An 11,069-nucleotide genomic window follows, 5' to 3' on the forward strand; every position below is an offset into this window, starting at 1 on the left:
CCCAAAGGGCAGCAAATCGACTGAAAACGGGCTGAAATTGCTTAAAAAACAGGCAGCCATCGAAATGGGCCGCCATCTCGGCTGCTCAGGCTTGGAAAAACCAGGGTTTATAGAGCTTCCCGTTAGACGCTCGCTCAGTTTATTTATTGTTTCTTCCGACATTACTTCATGACTTGCGCAGCCGCGATAAATCTCAGACATTTCTGTGCAGTTAAACTCTTGCATCTCTTTGCACATCATTCGAATCTGACGCCAATCCGCGAGAGCAGCAACCTGTCTCAACCCTTTCCGCCCCTTGATATTTGGTTTGAATCGTTTGAACTCTGAGTCTCCAAATGTGTGAGTTCCCCAGCGCGAATGAATAAGGGCGTTTCTGTATTCTTCAAACTTGGACAGCTGAGCAATTATTCTCTTAAAAATATCGCATTGAGCGGGTTGCTCTTGATATCTCTTTAAGTAAAGAGCTGAAAGCAAATCTAGCTTTTGTCCAAAGCTTAGTGCCGCAGTCATGATCGCAATATTTTCAAAATATCCTTCTTGGCTTCCTCTCTTCATAAAGGCTGCAAGAAACTCCCCAAGGTCGTGCTCAAACCTGTTGAACTGCATCACAAGTAGGCCAATGGAAGTCGCAGCGCGTACGCTTTGAACGTGCAGCGCTTTGGAATTCTTAATAAATTCTTCAGGAAGTTTGTATTCGCTCATGTGATCGGTCTAACATGATTTACCTTGCATAACTGCATCATAACGGTCAACCCGACACCGGAGCGGTGTGCGGGATTCTCTCCAATTCCACTGTCACTCAGCACACAATGCATTTATACTGCTGTACCTTTTGCGCGCGGGGGTGCGTTATCGGCTCTTGGCTGGGCGTGCGCATTTGCATACACTGGGGGCACTTCAAAATCAGATACTCTTTAGACAACTCTAAATAAAAATTCTTATAAAACAAAAATTAGATTGAATATTCGGTGCCTGCAACCGATGCCAGATAACCAGTTCAAATTATGAGTCAGAGGGGTTCAGTTTCAACAGCCGCCTCAAATACCGCCCGGTATAGCTGCCCTCGCACGCGGCCACGTCTTCGGGCGTGCCCTGCACCACCACGGTGCCGCCGCCGTCGCCGCCTTCTGGCCCCATGTCGATCAGCCAGTCGGCGGTTTTGATGACGTCCAGGTTGTGTTCGATCACCACGATAGTGTTACCCGCGTCGCGCAACTGGTGCAGCACCTTCAGCAGCAGCGCGATGTCGGCAAAGTGCAGGCCGGTGGTGGGTTCGTCCAACACGTAGAGGGTGCGGCCGGTGTCGCGTTTGCTCAGCTCCAGCGCCAGTTTGACGCGCTGGGCCTCGCCGCCTGACAGCGTGGTGGCGCTTTGGCCCAGGGTGATGTAGCTTAGGCCGACGTCGAGCAGGGTTTGCAGCTTGCGGGCGATGGCGGGCTGGTCTTTGAAGAAGGCCAGCGCGTCTTCCACCGTCATCTCCAGCACCTGGGCGATGTTGCGGCCTTTCCATTGCACTTGCAGCGTTTCGCGGTTGTAGCGCTGGCCGTGGCACACGTCGCAGGGCACGTACACGTCGGGCAGAAAGTGCATTTCCACCTTCACCACACCGTCGCCCTGACAGGCTTCGCAGCGGCCCCCGCCGCTGGCTTGCGGCACGTTGAAGCTGAAGCGCCCAGGGCCGTAGCCGCGTTCGCGGGCCGTGTGGGTTTCGGCCATCAGCTCGCGGATGGGGGTGAACAGGCCGGTGTAGGTGGCGGGGTTGCTGCGCGGCGTGCGGCCGATGGGGCTTTGGTCGACCGCGATCACTTTATCGAACTGACCCAGCCCCTCCAGCGCCTGGTGCGGGGCCGGTTCGGCGTGGGCGCGGTGGATGGCGCGCGCCGCCGCCGCGTACAGTGTGTCGTTGACCAGTGTGGATTTGCCCGAACCCGACACGCCGGTGACACAGGTGAACAGGCCGACGGGAAAGTCCACGGTCACGCCTTTCAGGTTATGGCCGCTGGCACCTGCCACGCGCAGCGTGCCGCTGTCAGGCATGGCGGCAGCGGGTGGCGTGTCTTTTTCGCCATTGACGCGCTTTCTAAGCTTGGCAAAGGCAGAGCCGCCGTCTTGCGCGCGTAATGCGCTATCGTTTTTGATGTCTTCGGGTGCTGTTTGGGAGACTTTTCTGGGCTTTGCACGTCGCTGCGGCACGGCAATGGTCTGACGACCCGAGAGGTAGTCGCCGGTGACCGAACCCGCCGTGGCCGCCACTTCAGCCGCCGTGCCTTGCGCCATCACGCGACCGCCGTGCACGCCAGCGCCGGGGCCTAAGTCGATCACGTGATCGGCTGCGCGGATCATGTCCTCGTCGTGCTCGACCACCAACACGCTGTTGCCGATGTCGCGCAGGTGTTTCAGCGTGTCGATCAGGCGGTCATTGTCGCGCTGGTGCAGGCCGATGCTGGGTTCGTCCAGCACGTACATCACGCCCGTCAGGCCGCTGCCGATCTGGCTGGCCAGGCGAATGCGTTGGGCTTCGCCGCCGCTGAGTGTCTCGGCGCTGCGCTCCAGGCTCAAGTAAGCCAGCCCCACGTCGTTGAGAAACTTCAGGCGGTTGGCGATTTCGCGCACCACCTTGTCGGCGATGTCGGCCTTGGCACCTTGCAGTTGCAGGTTTTGAAAATAAGCCTGCGCTTGGCCCAGCGTGGCACGGCTGATTTGGTAAATGGCGCGCGCCTGCGCACCGTCGCCCACGCGCACGTGGCGCGCTTCGCGTTTCAGGCGTGTGCCATCACAGTCTGTGCAAGGTTGATGACTGCGCAGGCGCGCCAGTTCTTCGCGCACCACGATGGAATCGGTTTCGCGGTAACGCCGCGTCATGTTGGGCAAGATGCCTTCAAACGGGTGCTTTTTCTTGACCTGCTTTCCTTTGGCAGCACCGCTTTCCATGGTGTAGCTGAAAGTAATGTCTTGTTCGCCTGAGCCGTGCAGGACGGCCTGACGCACGTGTTCTGGCAGTTCGTCGAACGGGGTATCGACGCTGAATTTGAAGTGCTTTGCCAAACTTTCGATCAGCGCAAAGTAATAGCCGTTGCGTCGATCCCAGCCCTTGATGGCCCCCGCCGCCAAGCTGAGGGAAGGAAACGCCACAACCCGCGCAGGATCAAAAAACTCCATCGTGCCGATGCCGTCGCAGGTAGAGCAGGCCCCCACCGGAGAGTTGAACGAAAACAGACGCGGCTGAAGTTCGGCAATCGAGTAGCCGCACGCCGGGCAGGCGAATTTGGCGTTGAACAGGTGCTCTTGCCCGCTGTCCATGTCCAGCGCAATGGCCCGGCCTTCGGCCAGTTTGAGGGCGGCCTCAAAGCTCTCGGACAGGCGCTGGCGCTGCTGGGCCAGCGCCTCGGGGTCAGCGTCGCCGCGCACTTTCAGGCGGTCGATCACCACGTCGATATCGTGCTTTTCGGCTTTCTTCAGTGGCGTCAGGTCTTGCCCCTCAACCGTGCGGCCATCGATGCGAAAGCGCACGTAGCCTGCCGCCTGCATGTGCGTGAACAGCTCGGTGAACTCGCCTTTTTTCTCGCGCGCCACCGGGGCCAGCACCATCAGCCGACTGCCCTCGGGCAGGGCCAGCACGTGGTCGACCATCTGGCTGACGGTTTGCATGGCCAGCGGCAGGTCGTGGTCGGGGCAATAGGGCGTGCCCGCGCGGGCAAACAGCAGGCGCAGGTAGTCGTGAATTTCAGTGACCGTGCCGACGGTGGAGCGCGGGTTGTGGCTGGTGGCTTTTTGTTCGATGCTGATGGCGGGCGACAGGCCCTCGATCAAGTCCACATCGGGCTTGTCCATCAGTTGCAGGAACTGCCGGGCGTAGGCCGACAGGCTTTCCACATAGCGGCGCTGGCCTTCGGCGTACAGCGTATCGAACGCCAGGCTGGACTTGCCTGAGCCGGACAAACCGGTCACCACCACCAACTGGTTGCGCGGAATGTCCAGGTCGATGTTTTTCAGGTTGTGCGTGCGCGCACCACGCACGCTGATGCGCTGCGCGCGCAAAGCGGCGGCCAGGGGCAGGCCGCCGTCCAGTGTGTCCGGGGTGCTCGGGGAGGGCGTTGGATGGGACGGGGCGGTCAAGAGGCAATCCAGCTAAAGGGCAACCGCGCATTATCGGTGGCTGGGGCGGACTACACCACCATGGCCACCACGCCCGAAAAACTGAAGAACGCCACCGCCGTTGTCCACAGAATGACCCGCGCAATGCGCCCGTTGTCGGCCCCAAAGCGTTCGCCCAGCAACGACACATTGCTGGCCGCAGGCAAGGCCGCCACCAGCACCAGCGCGGTGAACATGTCCGGTGCCAACGCACCCGCGGCCACGGCCATCGCGCCCACGCCCCACACCAGCGCCGGATGCGCCACCAGCTTGGCCGCAGCGATCACGCCGACATCGTGCAATCGTGCATGGGGCGGCGCATGAGGTGGCGCACGATGCGCCGCATCAGATGACGCATGCAGTGATGGCGCACGCTCGCCCTGCACCACCAGTTGTTGCTGCGACCGCGCCAGCACCGCGCCAATGGTGAACAGCGCCACGGGCGAGGCGGCATCAGCCAGCAACTGCACCGTTTTGCCCAGCGGTGCCCACAGCGACCAGTGCAGCGCGCCAAACAGGGCACCCAGCAAGATCGACCACGGCATGGGGTTGCGCGCCATGCCTTTGAGTGCCCGCCGCATGGCTTGCGCCGCCCCGCCACCCGCAGCGCTGCCTAGCTGCGACAAGCCAATGCAGGCCGAGGTGGTGACCACCATGTCGATCATTACCGTGGCCATCACCGGGCCTGCGCCACGCTCACCCAGCAAGGCCAGAATCAGCGGCACCCCCATGAAGCCCGAGTTGGGAAACGTGGCCACCAGCGCACCCAGGGCCGCATCGGGCCAGCCCGCCCCATGACGGCGCGCCCACCAGGTGGTGGCCGCCACGATCAGCGCCGCACACAGCAACCACACCAGCGCTACCACTGGATTGAACAACTGCTCCAGCGGCGTAGCGCTGCCAAAGCGAAACAACATGCACGGCAGCGCAAAGTACAGCACGAACATGTTCAGCCCCGGCACCGCATCCAGCGGCAACCAGCGTGCCCGCGCGGCCAGATAGCCGCACAGCACGAGGGCAAAAAACGGGAAGGTGACAGCCAGAATCGACAACATGCGAGTGCGTAGCCACGCCTGTGGCCATCATTAGAGCGCGTTCAAAGTCTCAGCGTGAGGGGTGTGGGATGCGGATCGGGATGGGCTGCAAGGCGTAAACCGCCCGAGGCCGCGCCCACACATCCGCGCAGGGACTTTGAACACGCTCTTAGATGGCGCAACGACCAGCCTTCAAACACAAGGCGTATCGGGCGCGCGCCTCGCATCATGCCACCGATGCGGCAGCGCTTCAGCCGGATTCAGGCCGCTTCACGCTCACGCCCAGCAAAGCGTCTTTGAGGGTGAAATCCACCGGCTTTTGGCCCAGCCAGATGCGGGCCGCGGCAGAAAAAAACAGCGGGTCGACCACCGTGCCCTTGTGCACGCCATTGAGCGTCATCACCGTGCCGCGACCCGGTACCCAATCGATGGTCAGCACGCTGCCGGTGGCCACCTGTGGTTCTTCGCCAAATACTTTGCTCAACTGGCTCATGTGCGGCAGCAGCTTCAGGCGTTCGCTGGCGGGCACGTTGTTTTGCATGCCCTGCACCATGGCCACGCCCAGAGCGTCGCCCGTCAGTTCGCGCAAGGTCATCAATTGCAGGCGTTTGGCACCGGACGTGGCCAGAAACTGCTCCAGCGACTGCACCGGCGCGGCGGCATACAACCCGATCTCATACACCTTGATGAAGGCGCGATAGCGCACGCCCTTGCCGTTGAGTTTGAGCGTTTGTCCGCTCACCTGCACTGTAGGCGCGATGCGTGCCTGCGCCGGGGGCGACATGCCTGCGGCCTGCCCCGCTGCGGCAGCAGTGGCCGCATTTTGTGCCCAGGCCCCCGACACGCTGCCGATGCTGCAAAGCAGGGCCAGCAACCCTGTTTGCACATACTTTTTCATTGATGGGGTCTTCATTTCTTGTCACAAGCCAACGCGCGAAGCGGCTGTTCCTCTCAGCCGCTTCGCTGGCCCCTTGGTGCGACAGCCCAATGAGCGCAAGCTTACGTGCTGTATGCCGCTGACTGGGTAATTTAAGTGTTTATGCATCATTAATTAAGCCCGAAGTAGGCATTGCTACCGAAAAGCTGGGTCATTCGTATGCATTTTGATACAACCGCTAAGATCACGGCTTTGTCTGCACCGCCTTGTCCTCTGCTGGCCTGAACCTCGCCCAACAAGATGCCGTCAACCACTTGCGCGGCCCCTGCCTGGTGCTGGCGGGGGCGGGATCGGGCAAAACACGCGTCATCACGCACAAGATTGCGCGGCTGATCCAGACTGGCGTTGAAGCACCGCGCATCGCCGCCATCACCTTCACCAACAAGGCCGCCGCCGAGATGCGCGAGCGCGCCCGCCAGATGGTGGGCAAGTCAGCGGGCGAGGTGCTGATCTGCACCTTCCACGCCCTGGGCGTGCGGCTGCTGCGCGAAGACGGGGGCGCACTGGGCCTCAAGCCACAGTTCAGCATCCTCGACAGCGACGACGTGCTGAGCCTGATCAAGGACTGCGCCGCCACCACCGACGCCGCCACCGCGCGCCAGTGGCAGTGGGCCATCAGCCGTTGGAAAAACGCCGGCCTGGACGCCGCCGCTGCGCTGGCGCAGGCCACGAGCGAGGGCGAACGCCAGACCGCGCAGCTGATGGCGCGCTATCAAGAGCGCCTGACGGCGTATCAAAGTGTGGATTTCGACGACCTGATCGGGCTGCCGCTGCGCATGCTACAAAATCATGAGCGTATCATGCAGAAGTGGCAAGCGCGCCTGGCCCATGTGATGGTGGACGAATACCAGGACACCAACGCCACGCAGTACGAGCTGCTGAAGCGGCTGGTCGGCCCGCAAGGCAGCTTTACCGCTGTGGGCGACGACGATCAAAGCATCTACGGCTGGCGCGGTGCCACGCTGGACAACCTCAAGCGCCTGCCGCAGGATTTTCCGCAACTCAAAGTCATCAAGCTGGAGCAAAACTACCGCTCCACCAGCGCCATCCTGCGCGCGGCCAACAACGTCATCGGCCCCAACCCCAAGCTGTTTGCCAAAACCCTGTATTCCGAGCTGGGCGAGGGCGAGCCGGTGCGCGTGCAGGACTGCGACCACGAGCAGCACGAGGCCGAACGCGCCGTGGCGCGCATTCAGTCGCTGCGGCAAACCTCGCCGCACAAGGAGTGGCGCGACTTTGCCATCCTGTACCGCGCCAACCACCAGGCGCGCGTGTTCGAGCAAGCGCTGCGGCGGGCGCAGATTCCGTACAAGGTCTCGGGCGGGCAGAGCTTTTTCGACCGCGCCGAGATCAAGGATTTGTGCGCCTGGCTGCGCCTGTGGATCAACGAAAACGACGACCCGGCCTTTTTGCGTGCCGTCACGGTGCCCAAACGCGGCATCGGCCACCAGACGCTGGCGCAGTTGGGCACGTTTGCAGCCCAATCGCGCGTGTCGCTGTTTGGCGCGCTGTTTGCGCATTCGCTGGGCAGCGCGCTGCCTGCGCGCGCCGTCGGCAGCCTGCATGAATTTGGTCGCTTTATCAACGACTTGCGCCACCGCGCCCGCCAGGCTGTGGGGGCCGAGGCCGCCCGGGCTTTTTTGCTCGGCTGGCTGAAAGACATCGGCTACGAAAAGCACCTGCACGACAGCGAAGACAGCGCGCCGCTGGCCCATGCCCGCTGGGCCAATGTGCTGGAATTCGTGGACTGGATGGCCGGGCGCTGCGGCGGCCAGATCGACGATGCCGCGGGCGTGGCCACGGCGCAGGAGTTGCGCGACGTGCTGCAAGTGGCACAAACCGTATCGCTGATCTCCACCCTGAACGAGCGCGAACAAGACCCCAACGTGGTCACGCTGTCCACCCTGCATGCCGCCAAAGGCCTGGAATGGCCGCACGTGGTGCTGGCCGGCGTGATCGAGGGGCTGCTGCCGTTTCGCGTGGACGACGAGGCGGGTGCGGCCGAGAAAGCCGCCCGCATCGAGGAAGAGCGCCGCCTGATGTACGTGGGCATCACCCGCGCCCAGCACACCCTGGCCGTGAGCTGGACGCGCCGCCGCAAGCGTGGCCGCGAGATCGTGGCCGCGCTGCCCAGCCGCTTCATCGCTGAAATGGCCCTGGACAAAACCACCACGCGCGAAGATCCGCGCGAAAAGCTCAAAGCCCTGCGCGCCGAATTTGCCCGCCGCGCGGCCGAACAAGATGCCGCGCGTGCGCAGCAACAAAGCCCATGACGACAAAATCCACCTTCATCTGCCGCACCTTGCTGACCATCAGCACCAGCATCGCACTGCTCGCATGCAGCACGGCACCGTTGCGCCCATCGCCGCCGTCTGATGGTGCGTCGCCCACTTCGCCCGACATCGAATGCCCCGACGTCACCCGCCTGCACGCAGCGCAACTGTATGGCAGTTGGACGGTGGCACTGTCCCAAACCGGCCAGCACGGCACCCTGACCTTGCGCCAGCACCCGGAATACAGCGCCAGCCTGCGCGGCGAGTTCAGTTACGGCGGGCACACGTCCATCGCCTCGGGCGACGTGGAAGGCGGCAGCTTCAATCTGGACGAGTCGCGTGACGGCAAAAGCCTGTTCGCCTTCTGGAGCGGCCAGCTCACCCCCAGCGCCTGCGGCACCGAAATCCGCGGTGTCTGGCAAACCCTGCCCAAGCCCGGACAGCCCGAGCAAGAAAGCCCCTTCGTGCTGCGGCGGCCCGCAGCGCAAGGCACGGGTTGGTGATCGCCAAGCATCAAAAGCATCAAATTTTGATACTGAATGCGCAGCAAAAAGGCTCTTGAACACATAGCAAGCCACCATTTTCCTCGTAGCGGCCACACTGCGGGTCATGTTCAACCACTCAACACGAGTACCCATGACCATGACCTCTACGACCTTTTCTACGGCCTTTCCCGCCACGTTGATTCGCCGTGATTCCAAAGCCTAGCAATGGCAAGTGTGGACTTCGTTCGGTCTGGCCACCACGCTGTGCGCCATTGGGCTGACCTACCTGCCGGGGCAGGCGCTGGACCGCGCCTTTATGGTGATGGGGTATCTGTTCTGCCTGTGCTCGTCGCTGGTGCTGGCCAAGTTTGTGCGCGACGGCGAAGCCGCCCAGCGCGAAGGCCGTGCCGCCGATACGCCCATGTTCGGCCTGGTGACCTGGGGTGGCTTTGGCCTGGCAATGGCGCTGACGGCCTGGGGCCTGATGCGCATGGGCATCAACGATACCTACAAGGTCTTTCTGGGCGTGAGCTGGCTGTACCTGGTGACCAGCGCATTCACTCTGGCCAAGATGCTGCGTGACCGGCAAGAGGCCGACGTGCTGGAGGCCCAATGCCACGACCTTCGCAGCGTCCATACGGGTCGCCCGTATCAAGCATCAAATACTGATTTGCCACAGAATTGATCTGCAAACAAAGCTATCAAACAAGGAGTGAGCCATGGCTTTTCAATGCACTTTCTTCAAACGCACCCTGGCCGCCGCAGCTTGCGCCAGCGCGTTGCTGACGGCACCTTCTTCCTGGGCGCAAAGCGAGGCTTCAGCGGCGGTGTCACTGCTGCCGGTGGCCTCGGTGGTGGGCACGGCGTCGGTGGTGGGAGGCGCGGCCAGCGCGGCGGTGGCCTTGCCAGCGGCGCTGCTGGCGGGGGGTGCGGTGCTGACGGTCAAAGCCGTCGAGGCATCGGCCCGCGGCACGGTGGTGGTGCTGGAAAGTGCCAGCGACATTGCTGGAGACAGCGCCGCTGTCAGCATCGAGCTGGGCGCGGGCGCAGTGGCCAGCACGGCGCTGGCGGTGGGCACGGTGGTCAGCACCACGGTCATCGCCTCGGGCGTGGTGCTGTCTGCGGCGGGCGAGGTGTTGTGCTTTATTCCCAACGCCGTCGGCGAAGCGCTGCTTTACAACGAACGGCTGTTTTGAGCCACACCAGCCAAAACACCCACGCCATGATGCCCAGCCCCGCCATGAAACCTTTCCGCCACCCCCTCACCCTGCTGACCATGTTCACCGCACTGGTCTGCGCCGCCCCCGCCCATGCAGGCCGCAGTTGCGAGCCGGTCAAACTCACCGTCGCCACCATCGACCGCGGCATGCAACTGGCCCAGCGCACCGCGCAAGCGCTGGATGCGGCTTACGCCAAAAACGGCACGCGCGTGGTGCTGCTGGCGCGCGCGGGCCAAGACTTGAGCCAATACGACCAATACTGGTCACACGTGGCCTGGGCCTATCGCACGCCGCAGGGGCCGTGGCGTGTGGTGCACAAGCTCAACACCTGCGGTACCGCCACGTCGATACTGATGCGCCAGGGTCTGGGCGACTTCTTTTTGGACAATATGTGGCGTTACGAAGCCGCCTGGGCGGCCCTGCCCGCCGATTTGCAAACCCCCATGTGGGCGCTGGTGCAAAACAAGCAGCGCGTGGGCACCTTGCATCAGCGGCGCTACAGCATGGTCAGCTACGCCTGGGGCCAGCACTACCAGCAATCCAACCAGTGGGCCGCCGAAACCCTGGCCATGGCGGCCGAGCCTGGCTTGCGACGGCGCGAGCAGGCGCAATCCTGGCTCAAACTGCGCGACTACCGTCCCGCCGTGCTGCGCATCGGCGCGCTCACCCGGCTGGGCGGGCGGCTGACGTCCAGCAACATCGAGTTTGACGACCACCCGCCTGAACAGCGCTTTGCCGGACGCATTGAAACCGTCACCGCCGACTCCCTGTTTCAGTGGATCACCCGCAGCCTGCCGGGCGCAGGCCCGAAGCATTTGATTCACTGACATACCACTGAACCTAGTGCAGTGTTCGACGCTATCTGGCACATAAAAACGCGTCTTTGCCGCCATGGCGGCGTTGCAAATCCTCGCGGTAGCTACGGCTATCGCTGCGGTTTGCGCCTTGCCATGACAACAAATCCATCATTTTTATAAGTGCCATCA

Annotated in this window: 9 protein-coding genes; 5 read left to right on the forward strand and 4 right to left on the reverse strand. The window is 62.4% G+C overall.

The features are described from left to right. From ACK5NW_RS11500 to ACK5NW_RS11515, 4 genes are all read right to left on the reverse strand, one after another. Positions 1-702: hypothetical protein (locus tag ACK5NW_RS11500; protein WP_416928149.1), on the reverse strand; the 702-nt coding region annotated here is incomplete at its 3' end. Positions 703-1,002: 300 nt separating this feature from the next. Next, a complete protein-coding gene (gene uvrA / locus ACK5NW_RS11505; RefSeq protein WP_416928163.1) occupies positions 1,003-4,068 on the reverse strand; it encodes an excinuclease ABC subunit UvrA in 3,066 nt (1,021 codons plus the stop codon). Between the two features lie 98 nt (positions 4,069-4,166). Beyond that, entirely contained in the window at positions 4,167-5,189 is a 1,023-nt protein-coding gene (locus ACK5NW_RS11510) for an AEC family transporter (protein WP_416928151.1), read from the reverse strand. A 229-nt stretch (positions 5,190-5,418) separates the two neighbouring features. Next, the gene (locus tag ACK5NW_RS11515) at positions 5,419-6,081 is read right to left on the reverse strand and encodes a chalcone isomerase family protein (protein WP_416928153.1); all 663 of its coding nucleotides are present in this window, start codon (positions 6,079-6,081) and stop codon (positions 5,419-5,421) included. A 230-nt stretch (positions 6,082-6,311) separates the two neighbouring features. On the opposite strand from ACK5NW_RS11515, the gene ACK5NW_RS11520 reads away from it, so the two are divergent. The 5 genes from ACK5NW_RS11520 (at position 6,312) to ACK5NW_RS11540 (ending at position 10,910) form a co-directional block, all read left to right on the forward strand. Beyond that, positions 6,312-8,378, forward strand: a complete 2,067-nt coding sequence (locus ACK5NW_RS11520; RefSeq protein ID WP_416928155.1) for an ATP-dependent helicase — start codon at positions 6,312-6,314, stop codon at positions 8,376-8,378. Beyond that, positions 8,375-8,881 (forward strand): hypothetical protein, encoded by a 507-nt coding sequence (locus ACK5NW_RS11525; RefSeq protein ID WP_416928157.1) that lies wholly within the window; start codon positions 8,375-8,377, stop codon positions 8,879-8,881. Before ACK5NW_RS11520 ends, ACK5NW_RS11525 begins: the two co-directional genes overlap by 4 nt. A gap of 214 nt (positions 8,882-9,095) precedes the next feature. After that, positions 9,096-9,548, forward strand: a complete 453-nt coding sequence (locus ACK5NW_RS11530) for a YiaA/YiaB family inner membrane protein (protein WP_416928159.1) — start codon at positions 9,096-9,098, stop codon at positions 9,546-9,548. A gap of 34 nt (positions 9,549-9,582) precedes the next feature. After that, the gene (locus ACK5NW_RS11535) at positions 9,583-10,059 is read left to right on the forward strand and encodes a hypothetical protein (protein ID WP_416928161.1); all 477 of its coding nucleotides are present in this window, start codon (positions 9,583-9,585) and stop codon (positions 10,057-10,059) included. Between the two features lie 80 nt (positions 10,060-10,139). After that, positions 10,140-10,910, forward strand: coding sequence for a DUF2145 domain-containing protein (locus tag ACK5NW_RS11540; protein WP_416928165.1), 771 nt, complete (start codon positions 10,140-10,142; stop codon positions 10,908-10,910). Positions 10,911-11,069 lie beyond the last annotated feature (159 nt).

The organism is Ottowia sp. (genome assembly GCF_047975795.1).
In the GTDB taxonomy this organism is placed as follows: Bacteria; Pseudomonadota; Gammaproteobacteria; order Burkholderiales; family Burkholderiaceae_C; genus Ottowia.

Excerpts from the sequence above, each read along its gene's own strand:
- ACK5NW_RS11510 (WP_416928151.1), bottom strand. The coding sequence starts at position 5,189 with ATGTTGTCGATTCTGGCTGTCACCTTCCCGTTTTTTGCCCTCGTGCTG.
- ACK5NW_RS11515 (WP_416928153.1), bottom strand. The coding sequence starts at position 6,081 with ATGAAGACCCCATCAATGAAAAAGTATGTGCAAACAGGGTTGCTGGCC.
- ACK5NW_RS11525 (WP_416928157.1), top strand. The coding sequence starts at position 8,375 with ATGACGACAAAATCCACCTTCATCTGCCGCACCTTGCTGACCATCAGC.
- ACK5NW_RS11535 (WP_416928161.1), top strand. The coding sequence starts at position 9,583 with ATGGCTTTTCAATGCACTTTCTTCAAACGCACCCTGGCCGCCGCAGCT.
- ACK5NW_RS11540 (WP_416928165.1), top strand. The coding sequence starts at position 10,140 with ATGTTCACCGCACTGGTCTGCGCCGCCCCCGCCCATGCAGGCCGCAGT.